22 protein-coding genes and 2 pseudogenes are annotated in these 24,223 nt (G+C 57.4%); all 24 read right to left on the bottom strand.

Going from position 1 to position 24,223, the window contains the following annotated elements:
- Positions 1-13: 13 nt before the first annotated feature.
- Positions 14-391, bottom strand: a complete 378-nt coding sequence (locus AB3226_RS14805) for a DUF6124 family protein (RefSeq protein ID WP_367373562.1) — start codon at positions 389-391, stop codon at positions 14-16.
- Between the two features lie 416 nt (positions 392-807).
- Positions 808-1,053, bottom strand: a pseudogene (locus AB3226_RS14800) (2Fe-2S iron-sulfur cluster-binding protein); the annotation flags it as partial.
- Positions 1,054-1,074: 21 nt separating this feature from the next.
- Positions 1,075-1,452, bottom strand: a complete 378-nt coding sequence (locus AB3226_RS14795; protein WP_367373561.1) for a DUF6124 family protein — start codon at positions 1,450-1,452, stop codon at positions 1,075-1,077.
- Between the two features lie 422 nt (positions 1,453-1,874).
- Positions 1,875-2,825: pseudogene (locus AB3226_RS14790) on the bottom strand (pyridoxamine 5'-phosphate oxidase family protein); the annotation flags it as partial.
- Positions 2,826-2,972: 147 nt separating this feature from the next.
- Positions 2,973-3,599, bottom strand: coding sequence for a glutathione S-transferase family protein (locus tag AB3226_RS14785; protein WP_367373560.1), 627 nt, complete (start codon positions 3,597-3,599; stop codon positions 2,973-2,975).
- Positions 3,600-3,728: 129 nt separating this feature from the next.
- The gene (locus AB3226_RS14780; protein ID WP_367373559.1) at positions 3,729-4,631 is read right to left on the bottom strand and encodes a LysR family transcriptional regulator; all 903 of its coding nucleotides are present in this window, start codon (positions 4,629-4,631) and stop codon (positions 3,729-3,731) included.
- Positions 4,632-4,710: 79 nt separating this feature from the next.
- Complete coding sequence (gene glmS / locus AB3226_RS14775) at positions 4,711-6,543, bottom strand: glutamine--fructose-6-phosphate transaminase (isomerizing) (protein WP_367373558.1); 1,833 nt, start codon at positions 6,541-6,543, stop codon at positions 4,711-4,713.
- A gap of 1 nt (position 6,544) precedes the next feature.
- On the bottom strand, positions 6,545-7,321 hold the full coding sequence (locus AB3226_RS14770) for a DeoR/GlpR family DNA-binding transcription regulator (protein ID WP_367373557.1): 777 nt from the start codon (positions 7,319-7,321) through the stop codon (positions 6,545-6,547).
- 229 nt (positions 7,322-7,550) lie between these two features.
- A complete protein-coding gene (gene glmU, locus AB3226_RS14765; RefSeq protein WP_367373556.1) occupies positions 7,551-8,918 on the bottom strand; it encodes a bifunctional UDP-N-acetylglucosamine diphosphorylase/glucosamine-1-phosphate N-acetyltransferase GlmU in 1,368 nt (455 codons plus the stop codon).
- Between the two features lie 117 nt (positions 8,919-9,035).
- Positions 9,036-9,461 (bottom strand): F0F1 ATP synthase subunit epsilon, encoded by a 426-nt coding sequence (locus AB3226_RS14760; RefSeq protein WP_007969909.1) that lies wholly within the window; start codon positions 9,459-9,461, stop codon positions 9,036-9,038.
- Between the two features lie 45 nt (positions 9,462-9,506).
- Complete coding sequence (atpD, locus tag AB3226_RS14755) at positions 9,507-10,886, bottom strand: F0F1 ATP synthase subunit beta (RefSeq protein ID WP_038980433.1); 1,380 nt, start codon at positions 10,884-10,886, stop codon at positions 9,507-9,509.
- 27 nt (positions 10,887-10,913) lie between these two features.
- Positions 10,914-11,774, bottom strand: coding sequence for a F0F1 ATP synthase subunit gamma (atpG, locus tag AB3226_RS14750; RefSeq protein ID WP_007934344.1), 861 nt, complete (start codon positions 11,772-11,774; stop codon positions 10,914-10,916).
- Between the two features lie 50 nt (positions 11,775-11,824).
- Positions 11,825-13,369, bottom strand: a complete 1,545-nt coding sequence (atpA, locus tag AB3226_RS14745; protein ID WP_030132553.1) for a F0F1 ATP synthase subunit alpha — start codon at positions 13,367-13,369, stop codon at positions 11,825-11,827.
- 21 nt (positions 13,370-13,390) lie between these two features.
- Positions 13,391-13,927: a F0F1 ATP synthase subunit delta gene (locus AB3226_RS14740; RefSeq protein WP_007903030.1), complete on the bottom strand. Its 537-nt coding sequence runs from the start codon at positions 13,925-13,927 to the stop codon at positions 13,391-13,393.
- A gap of 12 nt (positions 13,928-13,939) precedes the next feature.
- Positions 13,940-14,410 (bottom strand): F0F1 ATP synthase subunit B, encoded by a 471-nt coding sequence (locus tag AB3226_RS14735; protein WP_258618469.1) that lies wholly within the window; start codon positions 14,408-14,410, stop codon positions 13,940-13,942.
- Between the two features lie 57 nt (positions 14,411-14,467).
- The gene (gene atpE, locus AB3226_RS14730; RefSeq protein ID WP_002555987.1) at positions 14,468-14,725 is read right to left on the bottom strand and encodes a F0F1 ATP synthase subunit C; all 258 of its coding nucleotides are present in this window, start codon (positions 14,723-14,725) and stop codon (positions 14,468-14,470) included.
- Between the two features lie 133 nt (positions 14,726-14,858).
- On the bottom strand, positions 14,859-15,728 hold the full coding sequence (gene atpB / locus AB3226_RS14725) for a F0F1 ATP synthase subunit A (RefSeq protein ID WP_367373555.1): 870 nt from the start codon (positions 15,726-15,728) through the stop codon (positions 14,859-14,861).
- A 16-nt stretch (positions 15,729-15,744) separates the two neighbouring features.
- Entirely contained in the window at positions 15,745-16,152 is a 408-nt protein-coding gene (locus tag AB3226_RS14720) for a F0F1 ATP synthase subunit I (RefSeq protein WP_007903021.1), read from the bottom strand.
- Between the two features lie 148 nt (positions 16,153-16,300).
- Positions 16,301-17,173, bottom strand: coding sequence for a ParB/RepB/Spo0J family partition protein (locus AB3226_RS14715; protein ID WP_008007888.1), 873 nt, complete (start codon positions 17,171-17,173; stop codon positions 16,301-16,303).
- Between the two features lie 9 nt (positions 17,174-17,182).
- Entirely contained in the window at positions 17,183-17,980 is a 798-nt protein-coding gene (locus AB3226_RS14710) for a ParA family protein (RefSeq protein WP_008007890.1), read from the bottom strand.
- An 18-nt stretch (positions 17,981-17,998) separates the two neighbouring features.
- Positions 17,999-18,643 (bottom strand): 16S rRNA (guanine(527)-N(7))-methyltransferase RsmG, encoded by a 645-nt coding sequence (gene rsmG, locus AB3226_RS14705; protein WP_367373554.1) that lies wholly within the window; start codon positions 18,641-18,643, stop codon positions 17,999-18,001.
- Complete coding sequence (mnmG, locus tag AB3226_RS14700; protein ID WP_008007892.1) at positions 18,640-20,532, bottom strand: tRNA uridine-5-carboxymethylaminomethyl(34) synthesis enzyme MnmG; 1,893 nt, start codon at positions 20,530-20,532, stop codon at positions 18,640-18,642. Before mnmG ends, rsmG begins: the two co-directional genes overlap by 4 nt.
- 551 nt (positions 20,533-21,083) lie before the next feature.
- Entirely contained in the window at positions 21,084-22,454 is a 1,371-nt protein-coding gene (gene mnmE / locus AB3226_RS14695) for a tRNA uridine-5-carboxymethylaminomethyl(34) synthesis GTPase MnmE (protein ID WP_367373553.1), read from the bottom strand.
- Between the two features lie 79 nt (positions 22,455-22,533).
- The gene (gene yidC, locus AB3226_RS14690) at positions 22,534-24,222 is read right to left on the bottom strand and encodes a membrane protein insertase YidC (protein ID WP_367373552.1); all 1,689 of its coding nucleotides are present in this window, start codon (positions 24,220-24,222) and stop codon (positions 22,534-22,536) included.
- Position 24,223 lies beyond the last annotated feature (1 nt).

The following is a 24,223-nucleotide window of genomic DNA, read 5'->3' as shown; positions in this document are numbered from 1 at the left end:
GCTCCCACAGGGATCAGCTGTGCGGCGCAGGTTTTGGGATGGCAACGTTATCCAGCATCCGGTTCACCGCCAGTTCGGCCAGCATGACGATCTGTTGAATCGCCATCGCCGTGTGCCGGTGCGGCCCTTCCAGATACCCCGCAAAATCACTCGCCATCACACTGGCCTGGGCCAACGATTCACAGGTGTGGGCCAACAGGTCTTCGTCTTTGATATCCGGCGCAATCATATACATCGTGCTCGGTTTGCGGGTCGCGGGTGATTTGAGGGCGGATGGGTTGAGGTAGTGATCGAGCGCGCGGTCAGCGGCTTCGTGGAATTTTTTTGAGTCGAGGGATTCGTAGGGGGAAACGTCGTCGGTTTCTGGGGGATTCGGTGTGGCTTTGAACATGGTGAAACTCCATTCGAGGACTGGAGTTCGCCAACACTGCGACCAAGCAGAAGGGTGGCGAACCGTACGCGGGTTGGTCGACCAGGGAATGGAACCCGGCAGGGCCTGAGCCCTCCCACGCACAGCTCGCCATGAAGCAAGCACAAAAGTGCGCCATTCTAAACCTGGGCGACCAAACCCGATCACTGAATTTGCAGCGACCCCCAAAGCCTATCCACCCCATTTCCGACCGACAACCGTCAAAACCTGTCGGAAACATCCCCAAAAATCACTCGGTCTGTAGGACGACCACAATCAAATGTGGGAGCGAGCCTGCTCGCGATAGCGGTGTGTCAGGCAACTTAGATGTGGAAGGCTAGAACGCCATCGCGAGCAGGCTCGCTCCCACAGTGGATTTTCTGTGTTTCCCCCATGGGTTACAGGTCGAGCACCAAAGGATCTGAACCCTGCGCCGGCACCGCACAACAAATCAGCACCTCTCCAGCGTCGGGAACCTCCGCAGGGGGCTGTGGATAATTCACCTCTCCGCTGATCAGGCGGGTTTTGCAGGTCCCGCACGAACCGCCACGGCAGCTGAATTCCGGGCGCAGGCCACGGCTTTCCGCCAACTCCAGCAAACTACCGCCGTCCGGCTGCCAAGGCGCCTCTTTAGTCGAACGTTGGACACGACTGGCACCAAAATTTTAGCTCTGTGCCGCCGGCTTCGGCACGCCCACGTTATCCAGCATCCGGTTCACCGCCAGTTCGGCCAGCATGACGATCTGTTGAATCGCCATCGCCGTGTGCCGGTGCGGCCCTTCCAGATACCCCGCAAAATCACTCGCCATCACACTGGCCTGGGCCAACGATTCACAGGTGTGGGCCAACAGGTCTTCGTCTTTGATATCCGGCGCAATCATATACATCGTGCTCGGTTTGCGGGCCACGGGTGATTTGAGGGCGGATGGGTTGAGGTAGTGATCGAGCGCGCGGTCAGCGGCTTCGTGGAATTTTTTTGAGTCGAGGGATTCGTAGGGGGAAGTGCTGTCCGCTTCGGGTGGATTTGGTGTCGGCTTGAACATGGCAAAGATCCTTAAAGAGATGGAGCTGCCATTTTTCGTTTTCCAGACGAAAAGGGTGGCAGCTGTACGCGGACTGGAAAAACCGGTAAAGGATCAACCCCGGCAGACCCGAAGGTCTCCCACGCACAGCCGCCATAACTGCGGAGCTGAGAAAGCGCCGCATTATGTCATTTGCCATGATCCTATACTTCGGGTTTTCCAGACCCGATCGCTGATGTGCAGCGACCCCCAAAGCCTATCCACTCCACTTCCCACCCGACAACCGTCAAAACCTGTCGGAAACCTCCCCCTAAAATCATCGTCTGTAGGACTGCCTGAAGATCAAAAGATCGCAGCCTTCGGCAGCTCCTACGCAGGATTTGTTTACACCCTGTAGGAGCTGCCGAAGGCTCGGGCCGCGTTCGGACGATCTTTTTCTAAACCTGAGCTCGCAGACGAGCATTCGCCTGCGCCCAAGTACCGGTCAGCAAACTTTTGGGTGACACACCGTCAAAGCGCCAGCGCAAGGCCAGCGCCGCAGGCCGCCGCACCACGCGCTCCACCTCGAATGTCCACAACCGCTCGGCCCCTTGAAAGGCTTCGACCTGCGGGCCTTCGAGGATGATTTGCGTACGACCGCTGAGGTGCAGCAAGTCACCCGAATCGAAGTCGATGAATAGCAAACCGGCTCGAGGATTGGTCAGCAGGTTGCCCAAGGTATTGAAGAACAGGTTGCCGGCGAAGTCCGGGATGGTCAGGCGATTGCCCTCTACCTGGACGAAACCCGCCTGGCCACCCCGATGAGAAACGTCCACCGAGCGTTGGCCATCGACGTCCACATAACTGGCGACAAAGAAGGTATCAGCGCCGGCGATCATGGCTTTGGCCGCGTCATCCAGCCCATTGAGGTGCTGCGCGATACGGGTCGCCGGATCCGCCAAGGGCACCGAGCGAAACTGGCGCAATTGAATGTACTTCGGGCAATTGCCGAAAGACTGCTCCACCTTCACCTCGAAGCCGCTCGCCGTCACAGCGCCAACTCGGCCATTGAGACGGTTGCGACGTCGAGTGTGCAGCTCGATACCGAGCAGACCGATCGCCGCGCCCTCTTGCAATTGCGCAGGGTCGTCGCGGCCAGGCAGGCTGCCGAACTGCAACAGCGTAGGCTCTGGAGAATGGGCAAAACCCGGCGCCCCTTCAAGAATGCTGGCCCAAGGATTGCCGTCAGCATCCACCGCGCCGTACAGCATGAACGGCAGTTGCTGATAGAACATGCGGTGCTGATCCGCCATCTCGCTGCGAATCACCCTACGACCTAATTCGTCCATTCGCTCGGCGACACCCACACGAGCCTGCAACTGTTTCTCGCCTGCGTGCCAAGGTGAACGTTCCATAACGGCTTCTCCCCTGCGCTCCTCGCGCAACAAGAATGGCCCGGCTGAGTCGTAATGCTGTTCACTTAAGGCTCGCCTGAATCCCTCGCCACGGAATCATTTCATCCGCTTAAGTGAACAACATTACGGCTGAGTCGGGCCGTTAGCTCAGGCAGTTTTTTGCAAACCGGCGACGGTGCGCGGCATGCCGACAAACCCTGGCAAAGCTTCAATCCGCGCCAGCCACGCGCGGATGTTGGCGTAGTCGTCCAGCGACACATTGCCTTCGGGTGCATGGGCGATGTAGCTGTACGCAGCGATGTCGGCGATGGTCGGCTCGCTACCGGCCAGATAGGCCGTTGCGCCCAATTCCTGATCGATGACTTTGAGCCATATATGGGAATAAGCGATTACCTCTTGCGCATTGAAAGACGCACCAAACACAGTGATCAGCCTTGCCCTGGCAGGGCCAAAGGCAATCGGCCCGGCAGCGACCGACAACCAGCGCTGAACCTTGGCCGCACCGACCGGGTCGGTTGGCAGCCAGTGACCGTTGCCGTATTTCAGCGCAAGGTAGACCAGGATCGCGTTGGAATCGGCCAGCACCACGCCTTGATCATCAATCACCGGCACCTGACCAAACGGGTTGAGTGCCAGGAAGTCCGCTTGCTTGTGCGCGCCCTTGGCCAAATCGACGAAGATCAGCTCGGTCGGCAGTTGCAACAGCGACAGCATCAGCTCCACACGATGAGCGTGGCCAGAGAGGGGAAAGCTGTAGAGTTTGATGGCTTGCATGGTGACTCCGCTGAGTGGTGGCGCCATTCAGAAAAGATCAGCGCCGATGGGGGCTATCTTCCACTCGCCATCAAACCAACAGAATAACCAGCAAACGCAATCCATTATTTCATCCGGTGCAATAACCCTTCATCCGTGCAGGGCCGGGTGTTCGCGCAGTACGTTCACCGCAAAGTCCACAAAACTACGGACCCGCACCGGGGCCTTGCGCCCACCCTGGTAAACCACATGAATGGGCAATGGCGGCAGTTCGAAGTCAGCCAGCACGATTTCCAGTTCACCGGCGGCGACCTTGCTCGCCACCTGATACGACAGGACCCGGGTCAGTCCCAGTCCCATGGCGGCGGCAGTGATAGCCGCCTGATTGGCGGTGACCACAAGACGCGGTTCCGGACGAACGCTGATCGGCTCGCCCCCATCAAGGAACGGCCAGCTTCTGTGCTGCCCAATGGATGAGGTAGCGATGATCGGGGCTGCGCTCAAATCTGCAGGATGCCGGGGCCGACCATGGTCGGTCAGGAATCCAGGAGAAGCGCAGATCACCCGCCGCACTTCGCCCACGCGAATTGCATGTTGATTGCTGTCAGGCAACTCACCGATGCGCACAGCCACATCGATGCCCTCCTCGACCATGCTCACCACCCGGTCGACCAGTAGGGCGTTGATGCTGACTTCGGGGAATTGAGCCAGGTAACCGACCATGACCGGCGTAACGAACAAATCACCGAACAACACCGGCGCCGTGATCGTCAGTTGCCCACGGGGTTGGGCATGGCTGCCCGCCGCAGAATCCTCGGCTTCCTGCACCTCGGTGAGAATTCTCCGACAATCTTCCAGATAGCGTTGACCCGCCTCGCTCAAATGCACACTGCGGGTGGTACGCGTCAGCAATTGGGTACCGATGCGTTTTTCCAGCGCCGCCACCGCCCGAGTGACACTGGCCGCCGACATCCCCAACCGCCGCGCCGCCGCCGAGAAGCCTTGCTCCTGGGCGACGGTGGCGAAGACCTGCATTTCCTGGAAGCGATCCATCGGGCATGTCCTTTATTCAGATAAAAAAATCGCAACCATAGGCTGCGATTTTTTATTGTTTCGATCACCTGTGGATAACTTATTCCACCGTCACCGACTTTGCCAAGTTACGCGGCTGATCAACGTCAGTACCTTTCAACACAGCCACGTAGTACGAAAGCAGCTGCAACGGAATGGTGTAGAGAATCGGCGACAGGATGTCGTGGATGTGCGGCATCTGGACGACATGAGTGCCTTCGCCATTGGTCATGCCAGCCTGCTCGTCAGCAAAGACGATCAGCTCACCGCCACGGGCGCGGACTTCCTGGAGGTTGGACTTCAGCTTCTCCAGCAACTCGTTGTTCGGCGCCACGGTGACCACCGGCATGTCGTTATCCACAAGCGCCAACGGGCCATGTTTCAGTTCGCCCGCCGGGTAGGCTTCTGCGTGGATGTAGGAGATTTCCTTGAGCTTGAGAGCCCCTTCCATCGCCACCGGGAATTGCGCGCCGCGACCGAGGAACAGCGTGTGGTTCTTCTCGGCGAACAGCTCGGCGATTTTCTCCACGGTGCTGTCCATGGCCAGGGCTTCGCCCAAACGGGTTGGCAGGCGACGCAGTTCTTCGACCAGTGTGGCTTCGACACCTTCGGCCAACGTACCGCGAACCTGACCCAAAGACAGGGTCAGCAACAGCAGGCCAACCAGTTGAGTGGTGAAGGCTTTGGTCGAGGCCACGCCGATTTCGCGACCGGCCTGGGTCAGCAGGGTCAGGTCCGATTCGCGTACCAGAGAGCTGATGCCGACGTTGCAGATTGCCAGGCTGGCGAGGAAACCCAGCTCTTTGGCATTGCGTAGCGCGGCCAGAGTGTCGGCGGTTTCACCAGACTGGGAGATGCTCACGAACAGGGTGTCCGGCTGCACCACTACCTTGCGATAGCGGAATTCGCTGGCGACTTCTACCTGACACGGGATGCCAGCCAGTTCTTCGAGCCAGTAACGGGCAACCATGCCGGCGTGATAGCTGGTGCCGCAGGCGACGATCTGAACATTGCGCACCTTGGCGAACAGCTCGGCAGCTTGGGGACCGAACGCCTCGACCAGCACCTGGTTCTGACTCAGGCGACCTTCAAGGGTGCGCTGCACCACAGCCGGTTGCTCGTGAATTTCCTTGAGCATGTAATGGCGGAATTCGCCCTTGTCAGCCGCTTCGGCACCATCACGGTACTGAACGCTTTCACGCTGGACGAGCGCGCCATTGATGTCCCAGATCTGCACGCTGTCGCGGCGAATTTCGGCGATATCGCCTTCTTCCAGGTACATGAAGCGGTCGGTAACCTGGCGCAGCGCCAATTGATCGGAAGCCAGGAAGTTCTCACCCATACCCAGACCGATCACCAGCGGGCTGCCACTGCGAGCGGCGACCAGACGATCCGGTTGAAGGGCGCTGATCACCGCCAGGCCGTAAGCACCGTGCAGCTCTTGCACGGTCGCTTTCAGGGCCGCCGTCAGGTCGGGTTGCAGCTTGAGTTTCTCGTGCAGCAAATGCGCGATGACTTCAGTGTCAGTGTCCGACGTGAATACGTGGCCCAAAGCCTTGAGTTGCTCGCGCAGGGCTTCATGGTTCTCGATGATGCCGTTGTGCACCACCGCCAGATCGCCGGAAAAATGCGGGTGAGCATTGCGTTCACACGGCGCGCCGTGGGTCGCCCAGCGGGTATGGGCTATGCCCAGACGGCCGACTAGAGGCTCTTCGATCAGCGCCTGTTCCAACTCGCTGACCTTGCCCGGACGACGCGTGCGCAAGAGTTTTCCATCGTTGGTGTACAACGCCACACCGGCGCTGTCATAGCCACGGTATTCCAGGCGCTTGAGGCCTTCGAGCAGGATGGCGGTAACGTTACGTTCTGCGACTGCACCGACAATTCCACACATGCTATTTCTCCTGACTGACGGCGGCGCAGATCAAATTAATGCCGCGGGCCTGAATCTGATCGCGTGCCTCCAGTGGCAGGCGATCATCGGTAATGAGGGTATGGACACTGCTCCATGGCAGCTCCAGATTGGGAATTTTGCGGCCGATCTTTTCGGCCTCGACCATCACGATCACTTCGCGGGCGACTTCGGCCATGACTCGGCTCAAGCCCAGCAATTCATTGAAGGTGGTGGTTCCGCGCACCAGATCGATGCCATCGGCACCAATAAACAACTGATCAAAGTCATATGAGCGTAGTACTTGCTCGGCCACCTGACCCTGGAAGGACTCGGAATGCGGGTCCCAGGTCCCCCCGGTCATCAACAGCACTGGCTCGTGCTCGAGTTCGCTCAAAGCGTTAGCGACATGCAGGGAGTTGGTCATCACTACCAGACCCGGTTGTTGGCCGAGTTCCGGGATCATCGCGGCGGTGGTGCTGCCACTGTCGATGATGATTCGCGCATGCTCGCGGATCCGCGTGACAGCGGCGCGTGCAATCGCCTGCTTGTATTTGGAAACCGGTTGGCCGAGGTCGGCGACCAGTTCCTGAGGCATGGTGACCGCTCCGCCATAACGACGCAGCAACAGACCGTTGCTTTCAAGTGCCGCCAAGTCCTTGCGAATCGTAACTTCCGAGGTTTCGAAGCGCTTGGCCAATTCATCCACACTGACTTCGCCCTGCTCATTGAGCAAGGCAAGGATGTTGTGGCGGCGTTGGGGTGTGTTGCGCTTTGACATGGTCTGGTAAGTTTCGATTCGAAAGATAACGTAATCAATCAAAACCTATTAGCGAAACTTCGTCAAGCGGGACACGATAAAAATGATCTGTGGATAAAAGCTTCGCGGGCAAGCCTCGCTCCTACAGGGCCGGAGTCGTAAACACATTTGTGAACGACCTAAAATCCTGTAGGAGCGAGGCTTGCCCGCGAAGGCGATCTCAAGACCGCCGCAAAGCGCTGTGGATAACTCAACCCTTCTTGATCTTCTCCGGCCGTTTCCAGCCATCGATGTTTTTCTGCCGCGCCCGGCCCACAGCCAACTGAGCCTTATCCACATTCTGGGTAATGGTCGAACCGGCCGCCGTGGTCGCACCCGCTGAGATATCCACAGGTGCCACCAACGAGTTGTTGGAACCGATGAAAACATCTTCACCCAACACGGTTTTCCACTTGTTGGCGCCGTCATAGTTACAGGTGATGGTGCCTGCGCCGATGTTGGTGCGCGCACCGATTTCTGCGTCCCCCAGATACGTCAAGTGACCGGCCTTGGCGCCTTCGCCCAGGTGAGCGTTCTTCAGCTCAACGAAGTTACCCACATGCGCGCGAGCTTCCAGTACCGTGCCGGGACGCAAACGAGCGAACGGGCCGGCATCACTGCCTTCGCCAAGGATCGCGCCTTCGATATGGCTGTTGGCCTTGATCACTACACCTTTGCGCAGGGTGCTGTCCTTGATCACGCAGTTCGGGCCGATCACCACGTCGTCCTCGATGACCACTTTGCCTTCGAGGATCACGTTGATGTCGATCAGTACATCGCGACCGACTGTGATCTCACCACGCACATCGAACCGTGCCGGGTCGCGCAAGGTCACGCCTTGAGCCATCAAACGACGAGCAGCGCGCAGCTGATAGTGGCGCTCAAGCTCGGCCAGTTGCTTGCGATCGTTGGCACCCTGCACTTCCATGGTGTCATGGGGGTGTTCGGTAGCCACCACCAGACCATCACTGACCGCCATGGCGATCACGTCGGTCAGGTAGTACTCGCCCTGGGCGTTGTTGTTGGAGAGCCGGCTCATCCAATCGCCCAAGCGCTCGAAAGGAACCGCCAGAATGCCAGTGTTGCCCTCAGTGATAGCGCGCTCGGCTTCGTTGGCATCTTTCTGCTCGACGATGGCGGTAACCTTGCCGGCGGCATCGCGGACGATACGGCCGTAACCAGTCGGGTCATCCAGCTCGACAGTCAAAAGGCCCAGCTGCTGCGGTGCAGCGAGCTTGAGCAACCGTTGCAGGGTTTCGACTTCGATCAAGGGTACATCGCCGTACAGAATCAGCACGGTATCGGACTCGATGAACGGCACAGCCTGAGCCACCGCATGTCCGGTACCCAGTTGTTGATCCTGCAGGACGAAATTCAGGTCATCGGCCGCCAGACGCTCGCGCACGGCTTCGGCGCCATGACCGATCACCACATGGATGCGTTGTGGATCAAGTTGCCGGGCGCTGTGGATAACATGACCAAGCATTGAATTACCGGCAACCGGGTGCAGAACTTTCGGCAAGGCCGAACGCATGCGCGTGCCTTGGCCGGCAGCGAGGATAACGATTTCAAGAGACATGACAGGCTACTAATCCTGGGAGGTCAGCGGCTGCGACCGGGTGATAAAAGTCAGAAAAGAAAAAAGGGTAGCCGAGGCTACCCTTTTTAATCAATCACACAATTAGTCGATGGCCAATTAGTGGCCGAACTTCTTGCGGATCTGCTGGACGGTGCGCAGCTGAGCTGCAGCCTCGGCCAGACGTGCGGCAGCAGAACCGTAATCGAATTCCGCGCCCCGCTCATGCAGTGCCTTCTCGGCAGCCTTTACGGCTTCCTGAGCGGAGGCTTCGTCCAGGTCGGCAGCACGTTGCACGGTGTCGGCAAGAACCTTGACCATGTTCGGCTGAACCTCGAGGAAACCACCGGAGATGTAATACACCTCCTCTTCCCCGCCCTGCTTGACCAGGCGGATCGGGCCCGGCTTGAGATTAGTGATCAACGGCGCGTGACCCAGAGCGATACCAAGATCACCCAGTGCACCGTGCGCAATCACCATCTCGACCAGACCGGAAAAGATTTCCCCTTCCGCGCTGACGATATCGCAATGGACTGTCATAGCCATCTGATTGCCTCAACCTAAATTAGCGCCCGTTGCCGGGCGCCGGGATTACAGTTTCTTGGCTTTCTCGATCGCTTCTTCGATGCCGCCGACCATGTAGAACGCTTGTTCTGGCAGGTGGTCGTAGTCACCGTTGAGGATGCCTTTGAAGCCAGCAATGGTGTCTTTCAGGGAAACGTATTTACCCGAAGCACCGGTGAAGACTTCAGCCACGAAGAACGGCTGCGACAAGAAACGCTGGATCTTACGAGCACGGTTTACCAACTGCTTGTCGGCTTCCGACAGCTCGTCCATACCCAGGATCGCAATGATGTCCTTCAGTTCTTTGTAACGCTGCAGAACATACTGTACGCCGCGAGCGGTGTCGTAGTGGTCCTGGCCGATTACGTTCGGGTCCAGCTGGCGCGAAGTCGAGTCGAGTGGATCGACAGCCGGGTAGATACCCAGGGAAGCGATGTCACGGGACAGAACGACGGTAGCGTCCAAGTGGGCGAAGGTGGTCGCTGGCGACGGGTCAGTCAAGTCATCCGCAGGTACGTATACCGCCTGGATCGAAGTGATCGAACCTTCCTTGGTCGAAGTGATACGTTCTTGCAGAACGCCCATCTCTTCAGCCAGGGTCGGCTGGTAACCTACTGCCGAAGGCATACGGCCCAGCAGTGCGGATACTTCAGTACCGGCCAGGGTGTAACGATAGATGTTGTCGACGAACAGCAGAACGTCGTTACCTTCGTCACGGAACTTCTCGGCCATGGTCAGGCCGGTCAGTGCTACGCGCAGACGGTTACCCGGCGGCTCGTTCATCTGACCGTAAACCAGTGCCACTTTGTCCAGAACGTTGGAATCCTTCATCTCGTGGTAGAAGTCGTTACCCTCACGAGTACGCTCACCCACACCGGCGAACACGGAATAACCGCTGTGCTCGATGGCGATGTTACGGATCAGTTCCATCATGTTTACGGTTTTGCCTACACCGGCACCACCGAACAGACCGACTTTACCGCCCTTGGCGAACGGGCAAACCAGGTCGATAACCTTGATGCCGGTTTCCAGCAGGTCGTTGCCGCCCGCTTGTTCAGCGAAGGATGGCGCAGGACGGTGAATGCCCCAGCGCTCTTCGGTGTCGATCGGGCCCGCTTCGTCGATCGGGTTACCCAGAACGTCCATGATCCGGCCCAGGGTCGCTTTACCGACGGGTACGGAGATGGCTGCGCCGGAGTCGATGACGTCCAGACCGCGCTTCAAGCCTTCGGTGGAACCCATCGCAATGGTACGAACCACGCCGTCGCCCAGCTGCTGCTGAACTTCCAGGGTGGTCCCGGCCGCGCTTTGAACTGTCAGCGCGTTGTAGATGCTCGGTACGCTGTCGCGTGGAAATTCCACGTCGATAACGGCGCCGATGATTTGAACGATACGTCCGCTACTCATAGCTGGATCCTCTGAATATTTGAACCGTTAAACCGCGGCAGCGCCGCCGACGATTTCCGAGATCTCTTGGGTGATCGCAGCCTGACGCGCCTTGTTATAGACCAGCTGCAAATCGCTGATCAAATCACCGGCGTTGTCGGTAGCGTTCTTCATCGCGATCATCCGCGCAGCTTGTTCAGCCGCGTTGTTCTCGACCACCGCCTGGTAGACCTGCGACTCCACGTAGCGGACCATCAAGCCGTCAAGCAGCTCTTTGGCGTCCGGTTCGTACAGATAATCCCAGTGGTGCTTGAGTTCTTGATCCGGGGTTGCCACCAGTGGAATCAACTGCTCCACGGTAGGCTGTTGCGTCATGGTGTTGATGAACTTGTTGGACACCACGGACAGGCGGTCAATACGGCCGTCCAGGTAGGCATCCAGCATCACCTTGACGCTGCCGATCAGGTCATTGATCGACGGCTCTTCACCCAGGTGGCTGATAGCTGCAACGACGTTACCGCCGAAGTTGCGGAAGAAAGCCGCACCCTTGCTACCCACTACACACAGATCAATCTCGACGCCGTTTTCGCGGTTTACCGCCATGTCCTTGACCAGGGCCTTGAACAGGTTGGTGTTCAAGCCACCACACAGACCACGGTCACTGCTCACCACAACGTAACCGACGCGCTTTACTTCACGGTCGATCATGAATGGGTGGCGATATTCCGGGTTGGCGTTGGCCAGATGGCCAATAACCTGGCGGATGCGCTCCGCGTAAGGACGGCTAGCAGCCATGCGCATTTGTGCCTTGCGCATTTTGCTGACCGCCACTTTTTCCATGGCGCTGGTAATCTTTTGCGTGCTTTTGATGCTCGCAATCTTACTGCGAATCTCTTTTGCGCCTGCCATGTAACACCTATCAGGTTAGCAAGCGGGAGCCTTGCGACTCCCGCTGCGGCTTACCAGGTTTGGGTGGCCTTGAACTTCTCGATACCGGCTTTCATGCCAGCGTCGATTTCGTCATTGAAGTCACCCTTCACGTTGATCTTCGCCATCAAATCGGCGTGATCGCGGTTGAAGAAAGCAATCAGCGCTTGTTCAAAGCTGCCGATCTTGGCGATTTCGACGTCAGTCAGGAACCCACGCTCAGCGGCATACAGCGACAGCGCCATGTCAGCGATCGACATTGGTGCGTATTGCTTCTGCTTCATCAGCTCGGTAACGCGCTGACCATGCTCAAGTTGCTTACGGGTCGCTTCGTCCAGGTCAGAAGCGAACTGGGCGAATGCCGCCAGTTCACGGTACTGAGCCAGAGCGGTACGGATACCACCGGAGAGCTTCTTGATGATCTTGGTCTGAGCGGCACCACCCACACGGGATACCGAAACACCGGCGTTCACAGCAGGACGGATCCCGGAGTTGAACATGGCCGATTCCAGGAAGATCTGACCGTCGGTGATGGAAATCACGTTGGTCGGAACGAACGCGGAAACGTCGCCAGCCTGGGTTTCGATGATCGGCAGTGCGGTCAGGGAACCGGTTTTGCCGGTCACTGCGCCGTTGGTGAACTTCTCTACGTATTCTTCCGAAACGCGGGATGCGCGCTCCAGCAGACGGGAGTGGAGATAGAACACGTCGCCTGGGTAAGCTTCACGGCCTGGTGGACGGCGCAGCAGCAGGGAAATCTGGCGGTAAGCCACTGCTTGCTTGGACAGATCGTCATAAACGATCAGCGCGTCTTCACCGCGGTCGCGGAAGAATTCACCCATGGTGCAACCGGAGTACGGTGCCAGGAATTGCAGCGCAGGAGATTCCGAAGCACTGGCAGCCACGATGATCGTGTTGGCCAGAGCGCCGTTTTCTTCCAGCTTGCGAACCACGTTGGCGATGGTCGATTGCTTCTGACCGATCGCTACGTAGACGCAGAAAATGCCGCTGTTTTTCTGGTTGATGATCGCGTCGATCGCCAGAGCGGTTTTACCGATCTGACGGTCACCGATGATCAGCTCACGCTGGCCACGGCCGACAGGGATCATGGCATCGACAGCCTTGTAGCCAGTCTGTACAGGCTGGTCTACCGACTTACGCCAGATCACGCCTGGAGCAACTTTCTCGACCGCGTCGGTCTCGGTGTTGCCCAGTGGACCTTTGCCGTCAACAGGGTTACCCAGTGCGTCGACTACGCGACCCAGCAGTTCCTTACCCACCGGAACTTCGAGGATGCGGCCAGTGCACTTGGCGCTCATGCCTTCAGCCAGAGACTGGTAAGCGCCCAATACAACGGCACCTACAGAGTCTTGCTCGAGGTTGAGAGCCATACCGAAGACGCCGCCCGGAAACTCGATCATCTCGCCGTACATAACGTCGGCCAGACCGTGAATCCGCACGATACCGTCAGATACGCTGACGACAGTGCCTTCGTTACGGGCTTGGGAGGTCACATCGAGCTTGTCGATGCGGCCCTTGATAATTTCACTTATTTCGGAAGGATTGAGTTGCTGCATTGCTCTGCTGCCCCTTCAAACTCAAGATTTCAATGCTTCGGCAAGGTTCGCGAGTTTGCCGCGAACCGAGCCATCGATAACCAGGTCGCCGGCGCGGATGACAATGCCCCCAATCAGGGATTTGTCTTCCTCGACTTGCAGGCGCACTTCCCGGTTGAGTCGTGCACTGAGAACCTTGGCGAGTTTGTCTTGCTGTTCTTGGTTCAATGCAAAAGCACTGGTCACTTCAACGTCTACCGACTTCTCTTGTTCAGCCTTGTACAGGTCAAACAGAGCGGATATCTCCGGCAAAAGCGGGAGACGGTCGTTTTCGGCAACGACATTAATGAAGTTCTGTGCCTTGGCATCAAACTTGTCGCCGCACACGTCAATAAACGTGGCGGCCTTGTTTGCGCTCGTCAGTCGCGGGGCCTTGAGCACGCGCTGCATGGTGTCGTCTTGCGACACTGCTGCAGCCAGGCCGAGCATGGCTGACCAAGAGGCCAGTTGCTGGTGGGCCTGGGCGTGCTCGAAGGCTGCCTTAGCGTAAGGTCGGGCCAACGTGGTCAATTCTGCCATGATCGCCCTCGCTTAAATTTCAGCAGCCAGTTTGTTTACCAGCTCCGCGTGCGCGTTTTGATCGATTGTGGCACCCAGGATCTTCTCGGCGCCGCCGACAGCCAGTGCACCCAGTTGGGCACGCAGCGCGTCTTTGACACTGTTCAGTTCCTGCTCGATCTCGGCCTGAGCCTGAACCTTCACACGGTCAGCGTCGATACGGGCCTTTTCAACGGCCTCTTCGACGATCTGATTACCGCGTTTCTTGGCTTGCTCAATGATTTCAGCTGCCTGAGCTTTCGCTTCGCGCAGTTGCTGACCCACTTTCTCATGGGCCAACTCCAGGTCGCGAGCTGCTCGGCTGGCAGCGTCCAGTCCATCCGCGATCTTCTTCTGACGTTCGTGCAAAGCCGCGATGACCGGAGGCCACACGAACTTCATGCAAAACAGTACAAAAATGAAGAACGCAACGGACTGGCCAATCAGGGTTGCATTAATGTTCACGCCAACACCTCGCTCGTTCGTTGCACATCACACCAATCAACTCGAAGGTTCGAGTGATTAGCCAGCGAGTTGACCAACGAATGGGTTCGCAAAGGTGAAGAACAGAGCGATACCAACACCGATCATGGTTACGGCGTCGAGCAGACCGGCAACGATGAACATTTTGACTTGCAGCATTGGAACCATTTCTGGCTGACGCGCTGCGCCTTCCAGGAACTTGCCGCCCAACAGGCCGAAACCAATTGCGGTACCCAGTGCGCCCAGGCCGATCAACAGTGCAACAGCGATAGCGGTTAGACCAACTACAGTTTCCATCTTTCCTCCCGACTTTTACGTCGTATGGTTTAGGTTTTTTAGATTTTAAAGCGGTAAAACAAATCGTTTCATAGCCCTGTTCGGGCACCCTCTCGTTTGACCGAGAGGGACATCAGACTAGTCGAGACTGGTCTTAATGGTTCTCTTCGTGCGCCATCGACAGGTAGACGATGGTCAGCATCATGAAGATAAACGCCTGCAGGGTGATGATCAGGATGTGGAACACAGCCCACGCCCACTGCAGAACTACGCCCAGGCCGCTAAGCCAGAGCAGACCGCTGCCGAACATCACAGCAATCAGAATGAAGACCAGCTCGCCGGCGTACATGTTGCCGAACAGACGCAGCGCCAGAGAGATTGGCTTGGCCACCAGCGTCACGAACTCCAGCAGGAAGTTCACCGGAATCAGCAGGGCTTGAACGAAGATGTTCTTGCTGCCGAACGGGTGCAGGGTCAGTTCGCCAATGAAGCCGCTGATGCCCTTGACCTTGATGCTGTAGAAAATGATCAACGCGAATACCGACAGGGACATACCCAGGGTCGCATTCGGGTCAGTGGTAGGAACGGCACGGAAGACCAGGTGCGGGTCGCCGGTAATGATGGCAGCCAGCTTCGGAATCCAGTCAACCGGTACCAGGTCGACGGCGTTCATCAGGAACACCCAGACAAAAATCGTCAGGGCCAATGGTGCGATCAATGGATTACGGCCGTGGAAGGTATCTTTCACGCTGCCGTCGACGAACTCGATCAGAACTTCGACGAAGTTCTGCAGGGCGCCTGGTTGACCGGAAGTCGCCTTCTTTGCCGCCATGCGGAAAAGAAGAACGAAGATCAGACCCAACGCGACCGACCAGCCGAGAGTATCGACGTGGAAAGCCCAGAAGCCCATTTCTTTGGCTTCTGCTGCGGTGTGGGCAAAACCCCACCCGCCAGTTGAGTGCTGACCGAAAGTCAGGTTCTGCAAGTGGTGCTGGATATAGCCCGAAGCGGTTGTCTCTGCCATGGTTGCCTCAAACGCCCTAAGGTCTCGAAAGTCTTGTTCTCATTAGCAGGGGAGCGAACCAGCTAACCAGTTGGGTCAGCACGAAGACGCCGAATACTGCTAACGGCGCCAGTGGCTTCACACCTGCAAACGTCAATGCAAACAGCACTGCCGTCAAAATCAGTTTGCCCGCCTCGCCGGCATAAAAAGACCGGACGATGGCTTGAGCTGCTCGGGCGCCGGAAAACCGAAATGCCCTGTGAGCGAAATAAATATTGGGAAGCAAGGCTATCAGGCCTCCGCAGAGTCCTGAGTACCCGGCAACGACTCCATGCCATTGCCAGAGCGCCAAAGCGGCGATCAGCAAAACGACAAATTGAGCCATTAACACCGGAAAAACTGCCAGGCGATGGAACGGCAAGCGGTCTGGCGTGCGGTTTTCCATCTCTTTTGCTCCCCAATGGTCGGCTGCCAGAACTCAATAACCTGGCATAATTTGTGCCGACAAAATGCGCGCAGAGTATAGGGGCGGTTCTGCCCCTATTCAACTGTCAGGTAGTGATTTCCGACTTCACGCTACATGAGGAATTGTTTCAGCGGATGTGTGCAAGCACACCTTGAAGCTCATCAAGAGAGTTGTAGCCGATCACCAGCTGCCCCTTACCCTTCTTTCCGTGGCGGATCTGCACCGCAGAGCCTAGGCGCTCGGCCAGACGCTGCTCGAGTCGGGCGATATCCGGGTCCGGTTTTGCAGGTTCCACAGGCTCCGGTTTGCCACTCAACCACTGGCGGACCAGTGCTTCAGTCTGGCGCACAGTCAGCCCCCGTGCGACAACGTGTCGCGCCCCTTCAACTTGTTGATTTTCCGGCAAACCAAGCAAGGCACGGGCATGACCCATTTCCAGGTCGCCGTGAGACAGCATGGTTTTGATGACTTCCGGCAGCGCAATCAGACGCAACAGGTTGGCCACGGTAACGCGGGACTTACCCACAGCCTCGGCCACTTGTTGCTGAGTCAGCTGGAATTCCTGCTGCAAACGCTGCAGAGCCACCGCTTCTTCGATCGGATTGAGGTCTTCGCGCTGGATGTTCTCGATCAGCGCCATGGCGATGGCAGTTTCATCCGGCACATCGCGAACCATCGCCGGGATGGTTTCCTGGCCTGCCTGCTGGCTGGCGCGCCAGCGGCGTTCGCCGGCGATGATTTCGAAGCGTCCGCTGCCGATCGGGCGAACCACGATCGGCTGCATCACGCCCTGGGCCTTGATCGACTGCGCCAGCTCCTCCAGCGCTTGAGGATCCATGTCCCGACGCGGCTGGTACTTGCCACGCTGGATCAGGTCCAGGGGCAGGTGCTGCAGCTCGCGCTGATCGGCTTGCACCGCTTGCTCTTCCAGCGAGCTGACAGTCGGACCACTCAGCAGTGCATCCAGTCCACGTCCGAGACCTCGTTTCTTGACGGCCATGGGGATTCCTTAAGTTGCCTGAGCAGCGGCGATGCGTGAATTTTTGCGCTGACGGCGAACCATCTCGCCCGCCAATGCCAGATAGGCAATCGCGCCCCGCGATGATTTGTCGTACGCCAGCGCCGGCATGCCATAGCTTGGCGCTTCGGCCAGGCGGATGTTGCGCGGAATCACGGTGTCGTAGAGCTGATCGCCAAAGTGTTCCTTGAGCTGCGCCGATACATCGTTCATCAGGCTCAGGCGCGGGTCGTACATGGTCCGCAACAGGCCTTCGACTTTCAGGTTCGGGTTCAGCAGTTCGGCAATGCGCTTGATGTTATCCACAAGGTCGCTCAACCCTTCGAGCGCGAAGTACTCGCACTGCATGGGGATAATCACCCCGTCGGCGGCAACCAGCGCGTTGAGCGTCAACATCGACAGCGACGGCGGGCAGTCGATCAAAATGTAATCGTAGTTTTCTCGGATCGGCGCCAACGCACTGCGCAGACGACTTTCCTTCATCTGCATTTCCAGCAGAACGACCTCGGCCGCGGTCAGGTCGCGGTTGGCCGGCAGCAATTGATAACCGCCGTGCTCGGAATAGTGCATGGCCTGGGCCAGATCGCATTCACCGATCAGCAGGTCGTAGACCGAGTTTTCCAGGCCGTGTTTATCCACACCGCTCCCCATGGTGGCGTTGCCCTGTGGATCGAGATCGATCAACAGCACCCGACGCTTGGTAGCGACCAGGGAAGCTGCGAGGTTGATGCAGGTGGTGGTCTTGCCCACACCACCTTTTTGGTTCGCTATCGCGAATACCTTAGCCATTCTTGCTTGTGTTCCCAATCATGCCGTGCGGCGCAGTATCAGCAGATGGCGTTGGCCTTGGCAACCGGGTACGGCCAGGGCGTGTTCGCTATCGAGGTGGAAGTCTGCCGGCAATGCTACCAGCTCATCGGCGGGATGAACGCCCTTCATTGCCAGCCAACGTGTTTGGGCATCGCCCAAATGGCGAGTCCAGTTGCTGAAGTTCTCCATGCTGCTGAACGCACGGGAAATGATCCCGTTGAATGGCAGTTCCGGCTGAAAGGCTTCGACGCGACTGTGGATAACTTGCAGGTTATCCAGTTTGAGTTCGAGTTTGACCTGGGTCAGGAAGCGGGTTTTCTTGCCGTTACTGTCCAGGCAGGTCACTTGCGACTCGGGAAACAGGATCGCCAGGGGAATCCCTGGCATGCCGCCGCCACTGCCCACATCCAGCCAACGGCCGTTTTCGATGAAGGACATAACACTCAGGCTATCGAGCAAATGCCGTGAAACCATTTCATCCGGATCACGCACTGCCGTGAGGTTGTAGGCCTTGTTCCATTTTATCAACAGGGCCAGATAACCCAGCAGCTGTGCATGCTGGGCTTCCGTCAGGTTGACACCGAGCTGGCGAGCACCTGTGGATAACTCTTCGGCGTGTTGCGAGGTGACCAACGAACTCAAGCGCTTTGCTCCAACTGACGGCCCGCGCCGCGTTTTTTCAAATGAATCATCAACAGCGAAATCGCTGCCGGGGTCACGCCCGGAATACGCGACGCCTGGCCCAGGGTCTCTGGACGGGTCGCGCCGAGCTTGCTCTGGATCTCTTTCGAGAGACCGGAGATGTTCGTGTAATCGATATCCACAGGCAGTTTGGTGTCTTCGCTGGCCCGCAGACGCGCGATTTCATCCTGTTGACGATCGATGTAACCGGCGTACTTGGTCTTGATTTCGACCTGTTCGGCGACCTGTGGATCTTCTGCGCCCCCACCGGTCACAGCGATCAGACCAGCGTAGTCGATTTCCGGACGGCTCAGCAGGTTGAGCAAATTGTATTCGTGGGTCAGCGGCGTACCGAATTTCTCGGAAATCGCATCGCCCTGCTCGGTGCCCGGGCGAACCCAGGTACTTTTCAGGCGTTGCTCTTCCAGATCGATGCTTTCGCGTTTCTTGCAGAACGCTGCCCAACGCACGTCATCCACCAGACCCAATTCGCGACCTTTTTCGGTCAAGCGCAGGTCTGCGTTGTCTTCGCGCAGGATCAAACGGTATTCGGCGCGGGACGTGAACATCCGATACGGTTCCTGGGTTCCCAGGGTAATCAGGTCGTCGACCAAAACGCCGATGTACGCCTCGTCGCGACGCGGGCACCAGGCATCTTTGCCCTGAGCACGCAGTGCGGCGTTGGCTCCGGCCAGCAAACCTTGGGCGCCAGCTTCTTCGTAACCGGTGGTGCCGTTGATTTGCCCGGCGAAGAACAAACCGCCGATCACTTTGGTTTCCAGGCTGTATTTCAGGTCACGCGGGTCGAAGTAGTCGTACTCGATGGCGTAGCCAGGGCGAACAATGTGCGCGTTTTCCATGCCGCGGATCGATTGCACGATCTGCAGTTGCACGTCGAACGGCAGGGAAGTCGATATCCCGTTCGGGTACAGCTCGTGGGTGGTCAAACCTTCCGGCTCGATGAAGACCTGATGGCTTTCCTTGTCGGCAAAGCGGTGGATCTTGTCTTCGATCGATGGGCAATAACGCGGGCCGATACCTTCGATCACACCGGAATACATCGGCGAACGATCAAGGTTCGAAGCAATGATTTCGTGGGTACGGGCGTTGGTGTGGGTAATCCAGCAGCTGACCTGTTTCGGATGCTGCTCCTTGGAGCCCATGAACGACATCACCGGAATCGGCGTATCCCCTGCCTGCTCGGTCATCACCGAAAAATCCACAGTGCGACCGTCGATACGCGGCGGGGTACCGGTTTTCAGGCGACCGACACGCAATGGCAGTTCACGCAGACGATGAGCCAGCGCAATCGACGGCGGATCACCCGCGCGACCGCCGGAATAATTCTGCATGCCGATGTGGATAAGTCCACCGAGGAAGGTGCCGGTGGTCAACACCACGGAATCTGCGAAGAAACGCAGGCCCATTTGGGTGACAACACCGCGCACTTGTTCCTGCTCGACGATCAGGTCGTCAGCAGCCTGTTGAAATATCCACAGGTTCGGCTGGTTTTCCAAAGCTTCGCGGACAGCGGCCTTGTACAGAACCCGATCTGCCTGGGCGCGGGTTGCACGCACGGCTGGGCCTTTGCGGCTGTTCAATACGCGAAACTGAATACCGCCTTTATCGGTAGCCATGGCCATCGCGCCGCCCAGGGCATCGATTTCTTTAACCAAATGGCTTTTGCCGATCCCGCCAATGGCTGGGTTGCAACTCATGGCACCGAGGGTTTCCACGTTATGCGTCAGCAATAGGGTTTTTGCCCCCATACGTGCTGACGCCAGTGCTGCCTCGGTACCGGCATGACCGCCGCCGATGACGATCACTTCAAAACGGGAAGGGAAATCCACCACGCACCTCGTGCCTGCTTCAGTCAGGTAATCCGGAAATAGTTTGAGCTCAGGTTTTTGGACCTGGTCGGCAAGTATAGGGACTTCGCCCTTCCTAAAGAACCCTTTGCACAAAATTTAACCAGCTGTGGAGAAGTCGAGGTTATAGAAATTAAAAAGAGAGAAATTTATTAAATCTTTGTTTTTATGTTTATTTATACTGAGCCACCTTTCTGTGGATAGATTGATGTAGCCCTTTATTTTCAATATGTACAGAGATTCAAAACCCTGTGGTCATGTGCCAAGGAGGCCCTTGGATAACCGGTGTAAGCCTGTGGATGAAAGGGGTGGTTATCCACAGAGGTGGTTATCTTCAGTTTTGAGGCCTTGTTATCAACTGCCCTTAGCGGCACTTATTCACAGGGCTTAATCCACAGAAAAGCCGTCGCGTGAGCAAATCCCGGGCAAGGGAAATCCGCTCAAGCGAAGAATCTGCTCGGCACTGGGGGAAAATTTCAGAAAAGGAGAGGACAGACAGGCCTGAATGGCCTGTCTGTGAACTGCGGAAGGGACTATTTACCGATACAGAAGCTGGAAAAGATCCTTCCCAGCAGATCATCGGAGCTGAATGCGCCGGTGATTTCGCCCAAAGAGTGCTGAGCCTGCCGTAAATCTTCGGCCAACAGCTCACCGGCACCCGCTAACGTCAGCTGCGCACGGCCATGCTCGAGGGACGCACTCGCCTGACGCAGTGCCTCCAGGTGACGCCTGCGAGCACTGAAGCTGCTTTCGGAGGTCTGCTCGTAACCCATGCATTCCTTGAGATGCTCACGCAGCAATTCAAGGCCTTCGCCGGCAGATCTAGCACTGAGGCTGATAGTAACGTGGCCATCGTTGCTGACTTCCAGGGCAATCTCTTCGCCCGTCAGGTCAGCCTTGTTACGGATCAGAGTAACTTTTGCCGGATCCGGACGGGTTTCGAGGAATTCAGGCCACAAGGCAAAGGGATCAAGGGCCTCGGGAGCCGTGGCATCAACCACCAGAAGTACCCGATCCGCCTCGCCGATGGCTTTCAATGCCCGTTCGACGCCAATTTTTTCCACCTGATCATCGGTATCTCGCAGGCCGGCAGTGTCGACCACGTGCAACGGCATGCCATCGATGTGGATATGTTCGCGAAGAATGTCCCGGGTCGTGCCGGCAATCTCGGTCACGATCGCAGCTTCACGTCCGGCCAAGGCATTCAGAAGACTGGACTTGCCGGCATTAGGCCGACCGGCGATCACCACAGTCATACCGTCGCGGAGCAAGGCCCCTTGCCCGGCTTCACGCAGCACTGTGGATAATTCGTCGCGTACTTTGTCGAGCATGCTCAGCACATGGCCATCGGCGAGGAAGTCGATTTCTTCTTCCGGGAAGTCGATGGCGGCTTCGACGTAAATGCGCAGGCCTATCAGTTGTTCGGTGAGGTTGTGCACACGCTGGGAAAACGCGCCCTGCAACGAACGCAGGGCATTTCGTGCCGCCTGTGCAGAACTTGCCTCGATCAAGTCGGCGATGGCTTCGGCCTGAGCCAGATCGAGCTTGTCGTTGAGGAAGGCGCGCTCGCTGAATTCACCCGGCCGGGCCAGACGACAGCCCAGTTCCAGGCAACGCTTGAGTAGCATATCCAGAACGATCGGCCCGCCGTGGCCCTGCAGCTCAAGCACATCTTCGCCGGTGAACGAGTTCGGTCCCGGGAAGTACAACGCGATGCCTTCGTCCAGCACCTCTTCGTTTGCACTGAGGAACGGGCCGTAATGGGCAAACCGCGGTTTCAGTTCGCGACCGCTGATGGCTTTGGCTGCCAGACTCGCCAGCGGCCCGGAAATACGGACGATGCCCACACCGCCGCGACCTTGAGCGGTGGCAACGGCAGCGATGGTTTCACGAGGAACGCTCATAAACCGGTATCCAGACAAAAGTGACAGATAGCAAAACGCCCCACTAGGGGGCGTTTTGAGTGGTTACCCACAGAGTAAGTTACGCCTCGGCTTTTTTGGTAGCCGCTTCGATCTTACGCGTGATGTACCACTGTTGGGCGATGGACAGGCAGTTGTTCACTACCCAGTACAGCACCAGACCCGCCGGGAACCACAGGAAGAAGAAGGTGAAGATGATTGGCATCATTTTCATGACCTTCGCCTGCATCGGATCCGGAGGTGTAGGGTTCAACTGCTGCTGGATGAACATGGTTGCGCCCATGATGATCGGCAGAATGAAGAACGGATCCTTGATCGACAGGTCAGTAATCCACAGCATGAATGGCGCTTGGCGCATTTCCACGCTTTCCAGCAGAACCCAGTACAGCGAAAGGAAAACCGGCATCTGCACGAGGATTGGCAAGCAACCACCCAGCGGATTGATCTTCTCTTTCTTGTACAGCTCCATCATGGATTGCGACATTTTCTGCCGGTCGTCGCCATGTTGCTCTTTCAGCGCGGCCAGTTTCGGTGCCACTGCACGCATGCGCGCCATGGATTTGTAGCTGGCAGCCGACAGCGGGAAGAAAATCCCTTTGATCAGCATGGTCAGGAAGATGATCGACCAGCCCCAGTTACCGACCAGCGCGTGGATATGTTGCAGCAGCCAGAAGATTGGCTGGGCAATGAACCACAGAATGCCGTAGTCGACAGTCAGTTCCAGACCTGGGGACAACTCTTTCAGCACAGCCTGGCTTTTCGGACCCGCGTACAGAACGGCGCTGGTTTCAGCTTTCGCACCTGGCGCAACAGTCATTGCCGGGGCGGTGTAGCCGATGATGTAGTTGCCTTTGCTGTCTTTACGGGTCTGGACGACGTTGTTTTCGCCCTTGGCCGGAATCCACGCGGTCACGAAGTAGTGCTGCAACCAGGCAACCCAACCACCGGTGACGGTTTCTTTCAGCTGAGCCTTGTCCATGTCCTTCATCGACACTTTCTTGTACGGCTCGTTACTTGTCCACAGGGCGGCGCCCAGGTAAGTCGCGGTGCCGGTGGCGGTGCTGGAAGAAGGATCGGAGCTGGCATCACGCTTCAATTGCGCGAACATTGCACCGGACCAAGGCTGAGCGCTCTGGTTGTCGATCAGGTAGGAAACGGTTACGTCATACAGGCCACGTTTCAGCGTGAAACGCTTGATGTAGTTGACGCCGTCCTTGCTGAACTTCAGGTCCGCGACCAATTGGTCTTGACCGTCAGCCAGTTGATAAATCTTCTTCTCGGAGGAGTAAACCGGACGACCGGCAGGACTTGCGTCCGGACCGTTGGTGCCGATCAGGCCACTCTGAGCCAGATAAGTCCGCTCGTTGCCGTTATCAAACAGCTGGAATGGAATTTCCGGATGGTCCTGGCGACGTGGATACAGCGGCAACGTCAACTGGGCAACATCGCCACCTTGTGGATCGATTGCCAGGTTGAGCACATCCGTTTTGATCTGGATGAGGTCTTTGCTTGCAGCTACTGGTGTTTCAGCAGGTGCAGTTGCACTGGTATCGCTTGCGGCGCGTGGAATGTCGTCACTGACAGAAGCATTATTGCCAGTCGCCGTATCCGGTAGGCCCGGTGCGGTAGTACTGGAAGCAACATTCTGAGTCGGCAGGGCAGCCTGGCCATAGTCCTGGTTCCATTTAAGGACCATAACGTAGGACACGATTGCCAGGGCGACGATCAGGATCGTGCGTTTGATATCCATG

This window comes from Pseudomonas lini, assembly GCF_964063345.1.
GTDB classification, from domain to species: domain Bacteria; phylum Pseudomonadota; class Gammaproteobacteria; order Pseudomonadales; family Pseudomonadaceae; genus Aquipseudomonas; species Aquipseudomonas lini_B.
This window is presented reverse-complemented; position numbering and strand designations above follow the sequence as displayed.